General features: G+C 27.4%; 17 protein-coding genes. 3 read left to right on the plus strand and 14 right to left on the minus strand.

Annotation, left to right across the window (positions count from 1 at the left end):
- Window positions 1-87 precede the first annotated feature (87 nt).
- Both Q0W06_RS09475 and Q0W06_RS09480 read right to left on the minus strand, forming a co-directional pair.
- Window positions 88-1,833, minus strand: a complete 1,746-nt coding sequence (locus Q0W06_RS09475; RefSeq protein WP_297634358.1) for a phosphoenolpyruvate carboxykinase — start codon at window positions 1,831-1,833, stop codon at window positions 88-90.
- Window positions 1,834-2,092: 259 nt separating this feature from the next.
- Complete coding sequence (locus tag Q0W06_RS09480; RefSeq protein WP_297634361.1) at window positions 2,093-2,560, minus strand: FMN-binding protein; 468 nt, start codon at window positions 2,558-2,560, stop codon at window positions 2,093-2,095.
- Window positions 2,561-2,721: 161 nt separating this feature from the next.
- Between Q0W06_RS09480 and Q0W06_RS09485 the strand changes: the two genes are divergently transcribed.
- A complete protein-coding gene (locus Q0W06_RS09485; RefSeq protein WP_297634364.1) occupies window positions 2,722-3,120 on the plus strand; it encodes a NusG domain II-containing protein in 399 nt (132 codons plus the stop codon).
- Between the two features lie 38 nt (window positions 3,121-3,158).
- Window positions 3,159-3,641, plus strand: coding sequence for a Gx transporter family protein (locus Q0W06_RS09490; protein ID WP_297634367.1), 483 nt, complete (start codon window positions 3,159-3,161; stop codon window positions 3,639-3,641).
- Here the strand turns inward: Q0W06_RS09490 and Q0W06_RS09495 are convergent.
- From Q0W06_RS09495 to Q0W06_RS09545, 11 genes are all read right to left on the minus strand, one after another.
- Window positions 3,630-4,445: a hypothetical protein gene (locus Q0W06_RS09495; protein WP_297634370.1), complete on the minus strand. Its 816-nt coding sequence runs from the start codon at window positions 4,443-4,445 to the stop codon at window positions 3,630-3,632. The two genes, Q0W06_RS09490 and Q0W06_RS09495, sit on opposite strands and share 12 nt — an antisense overlap.
- Complete coding sequence (locus tag Q0W06_RS09500) at window positions 4,442-5,377, minus strand: prenyltransferase (RefSeq protein ID WP_297634373.1); 936 nt, start codon at window positions 5,375-5,377, stop codon at window positions 4,442-4,444. Before Q0W06_RS09500 ends, Q0W06_RS09495 begins: the two co-directional genes overlap by 4 nt.
- A gap of 1 nt (window position 5,378) precedes the next feature.
- Entirely contained in the window at window positions 5,379-6,203 is an 825-nt protein-coding gene (locus tag Q0W06_RS09505; RefSeq protein WP_297634376.1) for a carbohydrate ABC transporter permease, read from the minus strand.
- Window positions 6,184-7,068 (minus strand): sugar ABC transporter permease, encoded by an 885-nt coding sequence (locus Q0W06_RS09510; RefSeq protein WP_297634379.1) that lies wholly within the window; start codon window positions 7,066-7,068, stop codon window positions 6,184-6,186. The genes Q0W06_RS09505 and Q0W06_RS09510 overlap by 20 nt, the downstream gene beginning before the upstream one ends.
- Complete coding sequence (locus tag Q0W06_RS09515; RefSeq protein WP_297634381.1) at window positions 7,061-8,338, minus strand: extracellular solute-binding protein; 1,278 nt, start codon at window positions 8,336-8,338, stop codon at window positions 7,061-7,063. Before Q0W06_RS09515 ends, Q0W06_RS09510 begins: the two co-directional genes overlap by 8 nt.
- A 19-nt stretch (window positions 8,339-8,357) precedes the next feature.
- Window positions 8,358-9,377, minus strand: coding sequence for an ABC transporter ATP-binding protein (locus tag Q0W06_RS09520; protein WP_297634383.1), 1,020 nt, complete (start codon window positions 9,375-9,377; stop codon window positions 8,358-8,360).
- 1 nt (window position 9,378) lies between these two features.
- Window positions 9,379-10,344: a polyprenyl synthetase family protein gene (locus Q0W06_RS09525; protein ID WP_297634385.1), complete on the minus strand. Its 966-nt coding sequence runs from the start codon at window positions 10,342-10,344 to the stop codon at window positions 9,379-9,381.
- A 165-nt stretch (window positions 10,345-10,509) separates the two neighbouring features.
- Entirely contained in the window at window positions 10,510-12,495 is a 1,986-nt protein-coding gene (locus Q0W06_RS09530) for an NAD(P)/FAD-dependent oxidoreductase (RefSeq protein WP_297634388.1), read from the minus strand.
- Window positions 12,496-12,689: 194 nt separating this feature from the next.
- On the minus strand, window positions 12,690-13,529 hold the full coding sequence (locus Q0W06_RS09535) for a LysR family transcriptional regulator (protein WP_297634390.1): 840 nt from the start codon (window positions 13,527-13,529) through the stop codon (window positions 12,690-12,692).
- Between the two features lie 10 nt (window positions 13,530-13,539).
- Complete coding sequence (locus tag Q0W06_RS09540; protein ID WP_297634393.1) at window positions 13,540-14,565, minus strand: FAD:protein FMN transferase; 1,026 nt, start codon at window positions 14,563-14,565, stop codon at window positions 13,540-13,542.
- A 139-nt stretch (window positions 14,566-14,704) separates the two neighbouring features.
- Window positions 14,705-15,418 (minus strand): lysophospholipid acyltransferase family protein, encoded by a 714-nt coding sequence (locus Q0W06_RS09545; RefSeq protein ID WP_297634397.1) that lies wholly within the window; start codon window positions 15,416-15,418, stop codon window positions 14,705-14,707.
- Window positions 15,419-15,521: 103 nt separating this feature from the next.
- Between Q0W06_RS09545 and Q0W06_RS09550 the strand changes: the two genes are divergently transcribed.
- A complete protein-coding gene (locus Q0W06_RS09550; protein WP_297634399.1) occupies window positions 15,522-16,370 on the plus strand; it encodes a ComEC/Rec2 family competence protein in 849 nt (282 codons plus the stop codon).
- A 23-nt stretch (window positions 16,371-16,393) separates the two neighbouring features.
- Here Q0W06_RS09550 and Q0W06_RS09555 read toward each other — a convergent pair whose 3' ends face one another.
- Entirely contained in the window at window positions 16,394-19,393 is a 3,000-nt protein-coding gene (locus tag Q0W06_RS09555; protein WP_297634402.1) for a DEAD/DEAH box helicase, read from the minus strand.
- Between the last annotated feature and the right edge of the window lie 80 nt (window positions 19,394-19,473).

The following is a 19,473-nucleotide window of genomic DNA, read 5'->3' on the forward strand; positions in this document are numbered from 1 at the left end:
TTCATTTATGTAAGATACTATATTAAAGCCGAGTGCATTTTATATAAAAAAAAGAAAGGCAATATTGCCTTTCCCTAAATTAAAATTTTATAATTTTTTTATTTCTTCAAATAATTCTAAAGCTGCATCCCTTGGTCCAGTTTTTTCCTGACCATCTACTCCTAGACATGTTTTTATTTGTCCTACTTTAACTCCTACTTTAAACATTTCATTAAAGAATTGGTCTAATAATATATCTGTTTCCTCTTGTTTTTGTGCTGGTCCAAATGGATTTGCAAAGTAACTTTCTACTAATCCTTTTTCACTAGTAGTTCCTTTTGCCATTCTTGCTCCTGATCTGAATACTTTAATTGCTTCTTCTGGGGATTTGAAATAATCTATAGATTTCTCATTTTCTCCTACAGCAGTATAATTGTTTGCATAATAGAATAAATCTACTGGATATCCTTTAATAACTTCTTTATAAGGCGCTACCGGCATTACAAGCCTTGCATTTACTTTGTCTGGATTCATAAATATACTTCTATCCATTTCTTTAAATGCATAACCTGGATCTAAATCATCTAATCTAACAAATGCCCCTATTTCAGTTCCATATCCTTTTATTTTTCCATCTTCAAGCTTGAATGTACCCATATCATCAAATAGAATAGTCATATTAGAGATATAATCTTCACTTAATGTTCTAAGCGCTTCTAAACTTTCTGATTTTCCAGCTCCACTATCTCCCATTATTACAACATTAGCATTTTTCCCATCTTTTAATGTTATATTTACCATTGCTCCATGAATAGGTAAGTTTCCCTTTTGTATCATTTTTAAATTGTGTAGCGTTAATGTCATCTTTTTTAAATAACCAAAATAATCTACATCTACATTATGATTTACATATCCGAACATAATATCATTTTTCGTATCATTATAGAAAACTGTCTTATCATCGCCTTCTTCATCCTTTGCTCCATATACATAGATAAGATCCGGCTTAACACCTCTACACTCATCTTTTCTTGCCATTTCAAAAAGGTTAGATAAAGTTATTCCATGTGCCATAAAGTCTCTATGGAAATATATATATGCTAAAACTTCTCCCACTTTAGCTGGGTAACAATACCAATGATCTTTATTCATAGTTGAATATTTCAATGGATTTTCCTTAATTTCAGCAAACATACCTTTTCTAGTATTTCTCTTTGGATAAGTTATAAATGGTGTTTCTAAAAGTATACTATCAATAAATGGTATAAGCTCTAATTTTTCATATCCAGCTGGAATTGGCCATAAAATTTCATTTATCATAAGACATGAATTTCCACCTGCTGGAATTTGTCTAAATACTTTAGGTTCTCTTCCTAAAATATTTTTTTCAACTTTTCTATATAATTTTAATATAAGCTTTGATAACCCATCATTTGCTTCAATAAAACTCATTGCTGCAAGTCCTGTAGATTTTGCTCCACCATGAACTAAAGTGTATCTTTCAAGTCTTCTCCAGAAAAGATATAATTCTTCTATAAATTCAATAGCTCTATCTTTATCACTTAAAAGTACTCCGTATCTCTTATCTATATCTCTTATATCTTCAATTTTCATTACAGTTAAGTATTTAAATATTCTTGATAAATCTTTTCTTATTTCCGTTAAATCATCAGTTCCTAATGATTGAGTTAAATATCTATAACTTAAAGTATTTTTCTTTTTTGCTTTTTTAAGAAAATTATCTACTACTCTTCTAAACCCCTCACTTTCTAATAAAGTCTCAAAGTTTGAACAATACTTTGTAGTAAAATTTATTATAACTTTATCGTTACTCATTGAAAAATCTCTTTGCATCTTTATGCCCCCTTTTTGAAATTTTAATTCGTCAAAAATTTCATTTTTAAACATTTATTTTAATATTGTTCTAATTATAACACAACTTTTGAAAGTTTGTGAATATAAATTTTTCATTTTTCAAAATTTAAACATTTACATTTTCTTAGGTGCTTTAATAACTCTTCTTCAATATCTTTTCTAGATATTGTATATTTTATACTTTCTTATACATAAAAAAAGATGCTACCTTAACTTAGGTATCATCTTTTATCTATTTTTATTTTTTTATTTCAACAACAGCTTTATCTGTTTTTCCTTCTTTTGCATTTGCTAATGCTGCTTCAAATAATTGTTTTGCCTGTGCTGTTGAATTAGTAGCCCCAGTTACAACATCTATTTCAGCATTTTGTTTTTCAACTACTTGCTTTTCAAATTCTGGCTCAAACTTCTCTGGTGAAGTTTTAACTTTCTCTTCCATCATTTTGTTATATTTTTCATCATTTCTTTTGTCACCATCTTTAGTAAACTCATTGTATTTAGCTTCTGTTATTTTTCCTTCTTTAACAGTTAATGCAACCCTAGCACCTTTTCCTTCATCATCTGCTTTTGTTTCAGCTTCATATGTTCCATCTGTAATAGCTGGTTTTTGTGCTGCCCCTTTATCTTCTGGTTTGTCTCCTCCACATGCAACTAATGACATAGTCATAACTGCTGAACATAAAACTAATAATAACTTCTTTTTCATAATTTCTCGTCCCCCTTGATTATGTTTACACTATGGATTATACCTCATTTATCTAAGTACCTATTAATATATATTTTCTATATTATATAAGTTTTTTCTATTACCATTCCCTTCCTTATTACATTAAAATTTAAATATACTTATTTTTAAGGAGAAAACCGTTGAAAGCTATTAAAATTTTAAAAAAATTAGATTTAATCGTAATAATTTGTCTATTTTTAACTTCTTTAATTCCATTTTTTGTTGTAAAAGCTTCACCTATTAATGAAGTTAAAAGGAAATTTATAAATATAAAAGTTAGTGGTACAGTATTAGAAACATTACCTTTATCTGAAAATAGAACTTTTGATATAGAAACTTCCCATGGTATTAATACTATTAAACTCCAAAACGGTATAGTTTCCATGATTGATGCAGATTGTAAAGATTCAATTTGTATAAATACAAAAGGCATTTCTAAAGTTTATGAATCAATTATTTGTTTGCCACATGAAGTTATTATAGAAATAAAAGGAGAGATTGAAAATCAATCAGATGATGATATGATTTTTTCACATTAATAATTATGCTTAAAAGAAAATCTTCAAAATTAGTTTATATGTCACTTTTAATATCTTTAGCTTTAATTCTATTTACTATAGAAAGAGCTATTCCTTCACCTATACCTGTCCCAGGAGCTAAAATAGGACTTGCTAACTTAATTATAATGATAAGTATCTATACCTTATCTTATAGAGATGCTTTTATTGTCCTAGCTCTTAGAATAATACTATCTTGTATCTTTGGTGGTGGTTTATCTACTTTGCTTTATAGTTTTACAGGTGGTGTTTTAAGCTTCACTATTGCTATATGCTTCAAAACATTATTTAAAGATAATATTTCTATAATTGGTATTAGTGCTTCTGCTGCTGTATTTCATAATTTAGGTCAAATATTAGTTGCATCTATTATTTTGCAATCACCTTACATATTTTTATATCTTCCCTTTCTTTCTTTTTTAGGCATTTTAACAGGAGTTTTTATTGGTATTACTTCTAACTACTGCCTTATACATTTAAAAAAGCTTAGGTTATTTACCTAAGCTTTTTACATATTCACTATATTTATAATCTTTTTTAATATTTTTTTCCCGAAGCATCCACTCTTTACATAAATTAAAGTCTTTTTCTTTAAAATCTTCCTCTTCTTCAAATGTAAATTTTAAAAATCTTTTTTGATATTCCTTTGAATAATTCATTTCTTCCCTTAAAAACTTTTCCTTTTCCTCTAGAGACATATTATTATATATTTTCCCTGCCATTCTTACTCCGAAGTGAAAATCTCTTATTTCATCTTTATTATTTTCATAATAATTTTTATCAAAGCAATACATTACTAAATTCTTATCTGACTCTCTAAGGCTCCATTTCACTTTTCCTATCTTTTCATCTTCTATTATATCTACAAAAGGATTTATAGCTATTAGCCCTTGAATTCTGCCTTCTCTTAATGCTTCTATTCTCTCGAAGGTATTATTTATCCATACTATTTCCGGCTTATTAAGTTTTTCTTTTAAATCATTTTCTAAAAACAATTTAAATAATCCACTCCTATTAACTCCAATTTTCAAGTTTTTTTCATTTATCTCTACTCCATCTTTTACTACTAAATGAATTGTTCTTGTTAATGTTGATGTAATTACAGATTCTTTTCCTCTTTCCAATGCATAAAAGAAAAACGTTATATCTCCAATCATTAAATCAGATTTACCCTCCATATAAGGATTTTCTCCTATAAATTTAAAATCCTCTATTATTGATAAATTTAACTCTCTAAATAGCCCTAATTTTTTTCCTAAAATAATTGATATACTCAATGGATTCGTATTTATTACACTAATATTCATATTCCCACTCCTTTTAATATAATTCCTATTAAGAACATCCCTGACATAGTTAAATTAAAACTATAAATTAAAAGTAGAGGTCTTGGTCCCCATATTCTGCCCATTTCTTTAAATGGCTCTCTTATCTTTGAATATTCCTTATACCATTTTTCATATCCAAAATAATAAATTACAATTAATCCTATAACTATCATTCCAATATTCAAATGTCCTAAGATTCCAATACTTATAAATGCTAAAACCATCATCATCCCTTCTGGTAATAATATTTTTATAGAATTCTCAAATCCAATTACATGTGGTAATGTAGTCCTACTTCCCATATCTTTATTATAATCTGATGTATTATTTGTAGCCATTAAAAATATAGTCATAAATACACCAATAATTGAATATAGTACTAGTCCTAAATTTAAACTTTCAAATTGAATATACGCCGAAACTAAACTGCTTACTCCACCAACAAAAATTCCTGAAACCACTTCTCCAACTGGATATATTATATATGGTTTAGGTCCTAATGAATAACATAATGCTGCTAATGCACTTACAACTCCAATAATTAAAATCATAATATCTTTAGTTATAAACACTATTAAAAGCCCACTACCAGCTCCTAGCATAAGAAATATCCCTAAAGCTATGATTGCATCCTTTAGATTAGCATCTCCTCTTGCAAGGCCCTCACTTCCCTTATGACCTGTTAAAGTTTCTTCTGTTTCTTCATTTTTTAAATATCCTCTTATCTCATTAGCAATATTCGCAACTATATTAAAACTAAAACCTGATATAAACATTAACGCTAACAATAATATATCTAAACTTCCCTTTAAATAAGCTCCAAATAATCCTGCACTTAAAATTGGTAATCCCGTTGCAAACCCTGTTCTCAATTCTATTACCGTATACATTTTCTTAAAAAATCTAACCATTTTACCCCTTTACACTTCCTTCAACAATTCCTGAATAAATTTTTTTTTGTAAAAATACAAAAAGTATAATCATTGGAATAATACTTATAATTACTCCTGCACAAATCACATTCCATTCAATTTTACTAGTACTCATAAATTTAAATATAGTTTGAGAAACTGTATTTAATCCTTCTTTTGGCATATATAAATATGGAATATAAAAATCATTATATATACTAATCATCTTAAGCAAACACACTGTAAATGTAGCTGGCCTTAATATTTTAAATATAATATCTTTAAAAAGTCCAAAAACTGTTCCTCCCTCTAAGATATATGCTCTATCTATATCTCTTGGTATCTTCTCTAGCATTTGCATATAGATAAATAATGTAACCATGTCTATGCTCATATATAATATAATTGGTGCTATTCTCGTATTATATAAACCTAAATTATTTATTATTTTAAATGTCGTAACTTGTGAAATTTCTATAGGCACTATAGAAACTAATATATACATCAGCAATATAACTTTTTTAAATTTAAAATCAAATCTATTTAAGCAAAAAGCTAACATACTTCCTAGTATTATTGTCCCTAAACACCCTCCTAAAACTAATATAAAACTATTAATAAACCCTAAAAGCATCTTCCCATGAAAAAATGCTCTCTTATAATTTTCTAGTGTAGGATTAACTGAAAATTCTAGTCCTCCAGTACTATTAAATTCGCTATAACTTTTAAACGACCCAATTAAAACTGTCAAAATAGGTACTAAAATTACAATAGCCCACAATATCAGTAATCCATATTTTAATCCTTTAATATAAACTCTCTTCATTCTTCACTCTCTTTTTAATTAAATATCTAACTAAACTAATTAATATAATTATTAAACTTACTATGACTGCCATAGCTGATGCTAATCCAAAATCTTTATCTTTAAATGCTATATCCATAGTTTTCAAAATAACTGTACTTGTTCCATTCGATCCTTCTGTCATTATCATAGGAATATCAAAAACAGAAACTACACCAATCAAAAGCATTAATAAATTTATTTTTATAGTTGTTTTTATATTAGGCAATATAACATATTTTATTTTTTCTAATGCTCGTCCACCTTCAATGGAAACTACTTTAAAATATTCTTTTGGTATAGCTGCTATGGCTCCTAAATAAAGAATAAAACTAAGTCCTGTATATCTCCACAAAGATATAGATGCTAAGGACCAATTCACTATCTTAGGATCTCCTAGCCAATATCTTATATATTCTTCCAAACCTAACATAGTTAAAATTCCATTTAATGTTCCATCTGGTGAAAAAACTACTCTAAACATCATAGATATAGTAACTCCACTAATTAATATTGGTAATATAAATATCCCTTTAAAAAAACTTTTTCCTCTTAATTTTTCAGAAAGACTATATGCTAACATAAATCCAATTATTATTTGTAGTAATCCTGAAATCAAATAATAAATACAATTTTTAAATACTTCTAAATATTTTGGATTGGTTAAAATTTTAATATAATTATCTAAATAAACTATATTTTCTCCACTTCCCATTCCATTCCAGTCTGTAAAACTATAATATATAAGTTTCACCATAGGAATAATTCCAAATAAAAGAAGTAAAATTATAGGCAAAGAAAGAAAAGTAATTAAAACTTTTCTTTCTTTAAAACTTCTACTATTCATTATCTTTTACAGCTTTTTCCCACTTAGTTTCAGAATTTTTGATAAATTCCTCATAACTTTCATTATCTTTTGGATATAATCCTATATTTATTGATTTTTGTAATACTCCATTTAATCTAGCTACATCTGCATCTTTTGCAATCTTTGTATATTTAGCATCTACTTCTGGTTCTACTTGAGGCGCTGTTAAAACTACATTATTATTTTTCAAAGCTTCTTTTTCCTCTTTAGTTAAAGATTCAATATTAGGCGCAAGTCCTGCTAAGCTTTCTGCATATCCACTTTCTCTTGATGTTATAAACTCGACAAATGCCTTTGCAGTTTCTTTATTCCCACTATTTTTATTTATCCCTATTACTTCTGGAGCTCCAAATGCTATAGATGTTTCTCCATTAATCTTTATTGGAAAAGATCCTATTTTTATGCTGTCTTTATTCTTAGCCTGTGCTCTTATTTCTACTAATTCTTGTGACCCCATCATAAACATTGCTACTTTTCCTTCAGCTAACATCTGCTGTGACTTTCCATAATCACCAGTCATAGGATCTTCTTCTACTAATCCCTTACTAGATAATTCATAAAATAAATCCATAACTTCTCTTATAGGTTGTCCATCTTCAAAAGCTGTACCCTTTTTCAAAGTTTCTGATCTATAATTTTCTCCTCCATATGAAGTTAAAGCTCCACCCCATACACCAAGTGTTCTATTATAATTTGTATAAAATGGTATAGCATCAGTATTCTTCTTAATTTTTTCACAAGCCTCTACCATCTCTTCTAAAGATGTTGGCATTTTTTCTACTCCTGCTTCCTTTAAAACATCTTCATTATAAATAATTCCTAATGAATTTAATGCAGTAGGAATACCATATGCCACTCCATCGTAATCCGCTTCTGTTACATCTATATATTTATCATCTAATTCATCTACTTTTCCTAATGGCTCTAAATAATCTCCATACTTGTCTGGTGTTCCACTCATACTAAATGGCACAAATAAGACATCACCATAATCTTCTGTATTCATTCTAGTTCTAATATGATTGTCATAATCACTAGATGATTCAAATATAACATCTTCAACCTCTGGATATTTTTCTTTAAATTTCTTTTCTACTTCTTCTAAAATTTCATCCCCATCAGTTTTACTAGTTACAACCTTTATAGTTCCTCCAATTTTGCTCTCTTCCTTTTTTTCTCCACTTCCACAAGCAACCATTGATAATATACTACTTCCTAATAACAACCCAACTACTAACTTTTTTCTCATAATTCTTCTCTCCTGTTCTCTAATCCCTAAATATATTTATTTTATCTAAATCAAAAGATATTTTTACCCTATCTTTTGCTTTATACTTATTTTCTAATATTTTTGCTCTGATAGACTTCCCATTTAAATCTATTTTGATAAGATATTCACTTCCTAAATATCTTATATCTTCTATAATTCCTTCTAAAAATCCATTTTCATTTATTTTTATATTTTCTGGTCTCACACCTATTGTGTATTTTCCTTTTTCTAAAGCTTCAAATAAGTTTATTTTTATATTTTCTAAATAATTTTCTTCCCCTACAGTTAACTTTAAAAAATTTATTTTTTGTCTTCCTAAAAATTCTGCAACAAATTTATTTTCTGGATTTTTATAAATTTCTTCCGGGGTTCCTATTTGTTCAATTTCCCCATTTCTTATTATTATTAATCTATCTGAAATTAATATTGCTTCTTCTTGATCATGTGTTACATAAATAGTTGTTCCATTTATTTTTTTATTTAAACTTACTATTTCTTTAGCAGTTTCCATTTTCAAATTATAATCTAAATTAGATAATGGCTCATCCATAAGAAATACCTTTGGGTTCCTCACTATCCCTCTCCCTATTGCAACTCTTTGTTTTTGTCCCCCCGAAAGTTCTTTTGGTTTTCTTTTTAGATATTTAGTTAACTCTAAAATATCTGCTGCCCAAAGAACCTTTCTTTCTATATCTTTCTTTTTTTCCTTACGAATTTTCATTCCTAGTGCTATATTCTCATAAACATTCAAATGTGGCATTAACGCATAGTTTTGAAAAATCATTGATATATCTCTATCTTTTGGTTCTTTTTTTGATATTTCTTCTCCATCAATGTAAATTTTCCCATTATCAATTTCTTTAAACCCACATAAACTCTCTAAAATAGTAGATTTTCCACTTCCACTCTCACCTAATATAGAAACTATTTCTCCTTTTTTTATAGAAAAACTAATATTTTTTAATACTTTTGTTTTTCCATAACTCTTATCTACATTCTCAAACTCTATATATCCCATATTAATTTTTCCTTTGTAACATTTTTTCTGTTATCTCTAAAAGAATTTCTCTATATGTGTTTGATGGCAACATCCTTATATTCCTAATTGCTTTCTCTGAATACTTATTAGCTATATCAAAAGATTTCTCAATATACTTTTCCTTTTCCAAATATTCAGTAACACTCTTTATTTCATCATCTGAATACTCTTCTCTCAAAATACTTTCCATTTCTTTCCTATCATCTTTTAATGCTAAAAGAACAGGTAATGTATATATTCCTTCTCTTAAATCATTTCCTATTAGTTTTCCTGTTTTATGTTTTTCTCCAACTAAATCTAAAATATCATCTATTATTTGAAATGCCATACCTATGTTATGACCAATCTCCCAAAAAATTCTTGAAGTTTTATTATCTAAATTACTTTCCACTGCCCCTATGTATAAACTCAACGAAAATAATTCCGCTGTTTTTCCTGATACTCTTTTTAGATATTCCTTTATTGTTATATCTCTTTTATATCTTGAATTTAACTGTTCTACTTCACCTAAGCATATTCTTGACATAACTTTCGTGTCTACCGTAACATCTCTATTTAAATTTTTAGTCATTGCAAGAGTTTTAAAACAAAGACAAAAAAGATAATCTCCTATATATACAGCATAGTTTTTTCCATACTTACTCTGTACTGTTTCTTTTCCTCGTCTAAGCTCTGCATCATCAATTACATCATCATGTACTAGCGTTGCCATATGGAACATTTCTACTACAGATGCTAAAGCTCTTGTTCGTTCTTCATTATATTCCCCAAACTTAGAAGCTAATATTGTAAATCCTGGCCTTAACATTTTCCCACCAGATCCCAATAATTCTGTTATGCTATTTTCTATAATTTTATCTTTACATTTTGCATTTTTTTCAATAATCTCTTTTACTGCTTCTATTTCTCCATATATTTCAGGATAATCCTTCCAAAACCCTTTCACTTTTAAAACACCTCAACTTTCAGTTTTCGCAAGAATAAAAGGCTGTGCTCTCTTTTTTAATTCAAGATAATCAAATTAAAAATCTAAATTTCAAATTTTTTATAACACAACCTTTTTCTTACTCTTAACTAAAGCATAACATCTTTAGTAACTCTTTTATAATTTTTATGCATCTATAGATGCTTTATCTGATACTTCTTTTTCTGTTAAATTCCATATTCCTTTTCCATGTATATCATATATTGGCTCTCTTTTGCCCATCCAGAAATTCGATGTAATTCGACTAATCCATGGCATTACGTAATAATCAAGACCAAATGTTCTTCCTGCACCACTCATTAATGCGATACTTCCAAATGTAAACCATAATATATCAAATCCTGCCATTGCTGAGAATATAAAGTTCACAGTCATAAATGCTGATCCTGCACTCGCCAAGAATGTAAATAATCCAGCAATTAAACATAATCCAATTCCAATTTCCATAAGCACCACTACTCTTTGTGCCCATACTGCAATTTCTGCATTTGGCATAAATACTTGCATTATAGATTCATAGAATTTTGGCATAGTTTCAAATATCGGTTCTGGCATATTAGCTAAAGCTGCATCTGTAGTTGCTGATGCACCCGATACTGTATCTTGAAGCCAAGTAAATGGCATTTTCACATTCCCCATTTTCATCCAACTATCCCATCCAATAGTTAAATTATCACCCAATGCTGCTACATAAGAAGTTGTTCCATCTATAATTCCATCAGCCCCATTAAATGCGCTTTCTGCCATTTTAAATGTTTCTTTCCACGTTTCTTCACCAATAAGTTTTTTAAGTCCTTCAAATAACCATAAAACTCCTATATAAACCCTAAGAGGTACTAGCCATAATCTGTTTCCTTTAGATGAAAGATGACCTCTCATAATACATCTTCTTTCCTTCATAGCAAAGAATTCATGTTGTAAATAATTATATACTGCATGTACATCATTTACGCTAAATAGATAAACCATATTTATAAGATGTTTCATAACCATTGCAAAGAATCCTGAAAGCTTTATTCCCATAAGATTAGCTACAGCATATCTTCCACCTATAGATACCATAAATCCATGATAGTTTGGCTTAAATTTAACTTTCTCAGCTTTTCCTTCTATTGCATTTATTATATTTTTAGCTGCTGCTACTGCAGTTTGTTCTGCTGCTTCAACTATTTGAGGATTACCATTTCCCTTTTCATCCTCTGTGTATGCTAAATCTCCAACTACATAAACGCCATCTTTTCCTATAGCCTCCATGTATTCATTTGTTTTGTATCTTCCAGCTCTAGCTTTTTCGACCTCTAATTCATCTAAATCATTATTAGCTTGAATTCCACATGTCCAAATTAATGTCTCTGTTGGGATAACTCCACCATCTTTAAGCTTAATTGTATTTTTAGTAACTTCAGTTATAGGTGAATCTTTTAAAACTTCTACTCCATGCTTAATCATGTATTTCTCTGCTTTATCAGCTTGTTTTCTATCTAACATATTAAGAATAGTTCCCATAGCTTCAACTACTAATATTCTAATTTCTTTTACATCTACTCTATACTTTTTAGCTAAAGTATCTTTCCATTCTAAAAGCTCTCCAGCCATTTCAATTCCAGTAAATCCAGAACCTGCAACAACAAAAGTTAGCATTCTCTTTCTTTTTTCTTTATTTCTTTCAAAAGAAGCTTCCCTCACTCTATTTTCAATGTGTGATTTTATCTTTAATGCATCTTCTAGAGACCATAACGTAAATCCATTCTCCTTAACTCCTGGTACACCAAAGAACGCTGGTTCACTTCCCATTCCAAGCATTAGATAGTCATATTCAAACTCTCCTTGCTTTGTTTTAATTACTTTTTTATCTGTATCTACTTTTTCTATAAAATCAACAACTACATTGACTTTACTTCTATGAAAGATTCTTCCTAGTTCAATCTTTACAGATTCTTCTGGAACTCTTCCTCCTGCTACCTCATGTAATTCTGTCATTAATGTATGATATGGATTTTTATCTATTAATGTAATTTCCACATCACTTCTTTTTTTGTACTTCTTTCCCAATTTTTTAGCTGCATGTACTCCTGCATATCCTGCACCTAAAATAACTATTTTAGTCGACATAATTTTATCAATCCCTTCTATATCTCTATCTACATGGATTCATTCTATATTCATATATCTACCTTGTCTACAGGAGTTTTTTATATCTTTTTCTTCTTATATTCCTCTTCAAATGCTTATTTATCTTGCTTAAGCCAACTTTCCCTTTTATTGGTTATAAAAACTTTTAATTATGTATAACTTTTTTAAATACCTTATTTTAATAAAATATCTATTCTTTCCTTTAGCCCATTAATTCTTTCCTCTATATTTTTATCAATATTTTTTCTATATGATATATAAAGGTTATAATAACATTCCTCTAATCTTTCAATAAATATTTCTCCATCATTAATCTTTTTTTGAATTTCTATTCTAGGTAATATGGCACAGGTATCTTTTCCTTCTAGAAATCCCATGATAATAGCTATTGAATTGCTTTTTAATGCTATATTTAAATTATTTTTATCTACATATTCCTCAAATTTTTTACAATGTTTATAATCTAATATTCCTACTCTCATATTCTCTAAATTATCTATTTTAGTTTTACTCACTAAAACCAATTCATCTTTACCTGCAAACTCTGATTTCAAATCTTCATCATGCAATTGTTCACTTCCTATAATAATATCTGACTTTTCATTTATAAGTAAGATATGTCCTCCATTTACTAGGTTTTTATTCATTTCTACATTGTATTTATTGAATATACTTCCAATTCCTCCTGCTATAGCTGAAAAAATATAGTTTATATATGGACTTGTATTTGTAACCCTTAATTCTCTCTTTTCTTTTTCATTTTTATTTAATTCCTTATGTAATTCTTCATATAATGCTAGAATTTTTTTAGAATAATTGTATACAACTTCTCCTCTTTCTGTTATTTCAACGCCCTTATTACTTCTCTCTAATAACTGTAAATTAAATTCATTTTCTAATTTAAACAGTTGATGACTTAAAGCTGGTTGAGAAATATGTGAATTCTTCGCAACCTTAGATATACTCTTCAACTCAACTACATCATTAAAATATTTCAAACTTTCTAAGTTCACCCTTTTCCACCTATTCCTTCTTAAAATCTTTATTTATAAGTTCAAAATTATTTTCTAATCCATCTGATAGATATATATTTTTATTATTATCTACAAAAACACTCTCAACTCCATTTAACTCATTAATAAATTTTAACCCTTCATCTATTCCCAAAGTAAATATTAATGTGGATAATGCATCTCCATCTATGGATTTATCAGATATAATACTTACTCCTGCGATATTACTCTCATATGGATATCCTTTTTTAGGATCTAATATATGGTGATATTTTTTTCCCTCTTCTTCAATAAATCTTTCATAAATCCCCGTAGTTACAACTGATTTATTCTCCACATAAACTGATCCAACTACATCACCTCTCTCTGAAAAAGGATTTTGTATTCCAATTTTCCATGGCTTGTCCTTTTCTTTTGTTCCCATAGCATATATGTTGCCTCCTAAATCTATAATAGCTTTTTCTATTTTTTGTTCTTTTAAAATTTCTGCTATTTGATCTGCTGCATACCCTTTTGCAATACTTCCTAAATCTAAAATCATTCCCTTTTCCTTTAAAAATACCTCTTTAGTTTCTTTATTTAATTCTATATCTCTATAATCTACGTATTCTAGTGTTTTATTAACCTCTTCTTGTGTTGGTATTTTTGCTTCTGGTAATCCAATACTCCATAGCTTAACTATAGGACCAATGCTTATGTCATATTTCCCATTGGACATTTCAGAATATTTTAACCCTTTTTCTATTATTTCAAATGTATCATCACTAACACTTACTTTTTTAATTCCAGCATTTTTATTTATTTCATACACTTCAGTCTCATTTTTATTTATACTAACTTTGTCTTCGATTTCTTTTACTTTCTCAAAAGCTTCATTTAAAACTTCCTCTTTTCCATTATATATTTTCACACTTATTGCAGTTCCCATAAATAATTCAGTTCTCGATTTAACCTCTTCCTCTTTTTTTCCGCACCCTAGCATTCCTATCAATATTACTGATAATGCTATTGAAATTAAATACATTCTTTTTTTCATCCCTTATTCATCCTTTATTAATTTTATTAACTCTTTATTAATATTTTAACTCTTAATATAATTTTTTTCAACTTTTTCTCCTTCTTTTTTAATTTAATTTTTATAATAATAAAAAAAACTAAGTGTAATTCACTTAGTTTTAAACTCTTATTATATTTTCTTTTACAATTTTCTCTAATTTTGATGATAAATTTTTCTCTTCTTCTTTACTTATTTCACTAGTATAAATTGGTTCTCCAAATACAATTGTCACCTTTCCCTCTTTGAATCTTTTAGTATCTTCAAAACATTTAGCTGTTCCATTAATAGAAAATGGTACTACAGGAGCCTTTGCCTTTGTTGCAAGCTTTGTACTTCCTTTTTTAAATTCATGAACTTCTCCATCTTTAGATCTTGTCCCTTCTGGAAAAATAATCATATTATATCCTTCTTTTATGTATTCAGCACCTTTACTTATTACTTTTATTGCTTCTCTTGGATTACTTCTATCTAATGGTACACAATTTGTATTCTTTATCCAAAACCCTAATATAGGATATTCTAAAGCTTCTTTCTTTGCTATAAACCCTATCGTTCTATCTCTAAGTGCATGCTTTAATACTGGAATATCTAATACACTTTGATGATTTCCAACAAATGCGCAAGTTTCCTTTGGTATATTCTCTTTCCCTATAATTTCAACATCTATTCCTATAATCCTTAGAGTATCTTCACTCCACTCTAAAAATACTGATTGAGCATACTTAAATGCTTCTGCTTCACCTTCATTTTTTCTTATCTTATTAAATTTATAACTCTTTAATTTTAAGCTTGTCATACAAAATCCATATCTTATATATTTAAAAATTCCCATTCATTCACCTCTAGTTTTTTATTTAATTATAATATTTTAAAAAAGTTTACGCAAATTTTATTTTTTGGCAATAATTAAAATATATAAATATTCAGGAGGTCTTATGAAGAAATTCCCTAAATTTTTATTTTATTGTTTATTAATCTTTAGTACTCTATTTTTAATCAATAAGTTCATCCAGACTCCAAAATCTGATAAACTCTACGTCTATTTTTTAGATGTTGGACAGGGTGATTCAACTTTAATTCAATATATGGATAATACAATTTTAATTGATTCTGGACCTAAAAGTTCTGAAGATAAAATTCTCTCTTACTTAAAACAATTAAAATTAAAAGATATCGATTTTTTAGTTTCTACTCATCCCCATGAAGATCATATAGGTAATATGGATGAAATTATAGATACAATAAAAGTAAAAAAATTTTATGCTCCTCACGTATCTGTTGAAACTGAAGAATTTTCTGACTTAATTAATTCTTTAAATAGACAGAATCTGCAAATAACCATCTTAAATCAAGATACCGCCTCCATTAACTTAGGTGATGATATTAGAGTCGATATATTTTATCCCTTTAAAGGTTTAGAAACTGAAAATTTAAATAACTACTCCTCTGTTATAAAAATAACCTTTAAGGAAACTTCCTTTTTATTTACTGGTAATGCTGAAAAAGAGGTAAATGATTATTTACTTTCAAATAAATTACCAATTCAATCTGATGTTTTAAAACTCGGACATCATGGCTCAAATACCTCTTTAGATGAATATTTTTTAAGTGAAGTATCTCCTAAATTAGCTATTGCATCTTGTGGGTACAATAACTCTTATAATCACCCTAGTTCAAGTGTTATAGAACTTTTAAACTCTAATAACATTCCGCTTCTAAGAACTGATTTAACCGGTTCTATTATTCTTTCTAGTGATGGGAAAAATATATCTATTGAAAATTAAATAGGGGAAATTACTTCTCCTATTTAATTTAAAAGAATTTCTTTTAACTCTTCTTCACTTAATCTTTTTAGTGTTTTTCCATCCATCTTTTTATCATCTATAATATTATCTATAAGTTCCTCTTTTTCTTCTTGCAATTTTATTATTTGTTCTTCTATGGTATCTTTTGCTATAAATTTTATTATATTCACTTTGTTTTTTTGTCCAAATCTATAAGCCCTATCACTTGCTTGTTCTTGAACTTTTGGATTCCACCAAGGATCAAAATGAATAACTACACTGGCACTTGTTAAATTTATTCCTACGCCTCCAGCCATCAGCGATATTAAAAAAACTCCTGCTTCTTTTTGTTCATTAAAATTATTTACTATTTGTATTCTTTCCTTTGCATCAATACTTCCATCTAAGTAATTTATGTTAATATGATTTTTCAAAAGTTCCTTTTCTATTTCTTTTAAAACAGATACAAACTGAGAAAATACAAGTACTTTCTTTCCTTCTTTCATCAATTCTGTTACTAGTTCTTTTAAAGCTTCTATTTTAGACGATGTTTTTTTATACTCTGGAACTATTAAGTTTGGTGATAATACTAATTGTCTCAGTTTTATTAATCCCCCAAGATTTTTTTCTTCCTTAATCTGTTTTACTACATTTTTATATAATATTTTTTCATCTTTTGATAATTCTATATAATAATTTTTTTCTATTTTTTCAGGAAGTTCCTTTAAAACTGCTCCTTTAACTCTTCTTAAAATAAATGGTGTTATAAGGCTTTTTAATTCTTCACTATTGTCTTCTTCCATATACCTTTTTTTAAACTCATTTTCTTCTAATAAATATCCCGGCATTATAAAATCAAATATTGACCATAACTCTAATAAATTATTTTCTATGGGAGTTCCTGTTATCCCTATATTCCCCTCAGATTTTAATTCTTTTAAAGCCATTTTAACTTGTGATTTTGCATTCTTTATAGTCTGTGCTTCATCAATTATTATATTAAAAAATTTTATACTTCTATATATTTCAATATCATTTTTTACATTTCCATAAGTCGTTAATATAACATCATATTCTTTTAAATTTTCTAATGCCTTTCTTCTTTTATTTTTTTCTCCATGACAAAGCCCTATTTTTAAACTTGGTCCAAATTTTTTGAATTCTTCTAGCCAATTATATATAAGTGATGTTTTAGCTATAATTAAGAATTTTTTCTTTTTTTGTGAAAGTATATATGCAATTATTTGTATTGTTTTCCCGAGTCCCATATCATCTGCAAGTATTCCTCCAAACCCCAATGGTAATATCTCATTTAACCATCTAAATCCTTCTTTTTGATATTCTCTAAGCTCACCCTTAAATTCTTTTGGAATTAATTTTCTTTTAAATTCCTTATTTATAATCTTGTTTATGATTTTATTTGCTATCTCTTCTGACTCTACAAAATCTAAATTTCTATCTTTTAATCTTTCTTCTAAATAAAGCAATTTATTTTTTTCTATTAAAATCCCTTCTTCATTTCCAGAATAAAGTTGAAGTTCTTCTATTAAATTTAAAAATTCTTTCATTTTTTCATCTGTTAAATCGATAAACATATTATCTATTTTCAAAAAATCTATCCCTTTATTTTTCTCTCTATTTATCCATCTTAGATTTTCTTCATCAAGCCCTTCTATAAGATATTTTAATTTATATCCATCTTTATTGCTTTTTATGGAACTTTTTATTTTATTTCTATTTATAATTTTCTCTCTATCCTTAAACTTTATATTTAAACCATTTAACTCTTTCTTCCCATCTCTTAAAAGTTTAAATTTTTCTTCATCTTCGCCTCTAAAATAAAACTTATCTCTTTCTTTTCTTATTCCATACTTAGCTAAAGTTATTTTTATAATTTCCTCAAAAGCTTTATCTCTAAAAAAGGATACTTCTTTCTTATCTTCTATATCTATAAAGTTACTAAAATAATTAATCATTATTTTTACTCTATTTTCTTCTTCAAAAATAATATTAGTTTTAATTCCTTCTCTCTTTAATTCTTTTATATTAGAATCAAGAAAAACATCATTTGTAATTTTTTTCACTTTATTTATTATTTTCTCTAACTCAAATATTGTATTTTCATATTTAATTTCTCTATTTTTTAAAAATTGATTATATATATCCTTATATGCATTTAACTGATTTTCACTAGGAATATATATATTTCTATCAAATAAAACAACATCTTCACTTAGAAATACTGGAAATTTATTATGATGTCTTAAAGTAATCTTATCTTCTTTTATAGACATAGCTAAACTTATTGGAACATCTTCTTTTAAAACATGTCCATTGTAATCTATAAATTTATAATTTACACTACATTCATTTAAGTTTGATAGAAAATTTTTCAACTCATTTTTATAAACCTTTAAGCTATTTCCTGTTATCTTTTCTTTTTTACTTATTATAAAATTCAAAATTTTATTTTCTATAGTATCAATTCGTGGATCTAGCCATTCTAAATCTGTTATTTTAAATTTTTTCTTATTTAAAAATGCTTCTACAAAACCTCTTAAATCTAAAATTGGTATAAAATACTTTTCTCCAATACTAAAACTACATAAAAATGAATTGACTCCATTATTCTCTATAACTTTTATTTTAACCTGTAGTTTATACTTCTTTCCTTCTCTATTTTCTAATACTTTCTTTTCCTTCTTCTTTGCTATTTTATAAAAAAGCTCTATTGTGGAAATAATATGCATACACATATATCTATCATATTCTTTTCTATTCTCTTCAAATCTTTTACATGTACAAGATGATTTAATTATTTTACTAGTTTTAGTATCTATCTTTATATAAGTTTCTTCGTCTCTACTTATATTTGATACCTTTCCATATAAATTATATATACCATTTATAGATTTTCCTTTTAATCCATTAACAGCCTTCTTTTTAATAATTTCCTCTGCTTGTTCTCTTGTTAAACTTGAGCTTCCTATTAATATTTGTTTCTTTAAAATTTCTAAATCCATGAACTCCCTCCATGTATCCTTCAGTTAATTTTTCTCTTTTCATTATGACACATCACTAAAAAAAGTATCAATTAAAATTT

The sequence above is a fragment of the uncultured Clostridium sp. genome (genome assembly GCF_947072515.1).
GTDB lineage: Bacteria > Bacillota > Clostridia > Clostridiales > Clostridiaceae > Clostridium.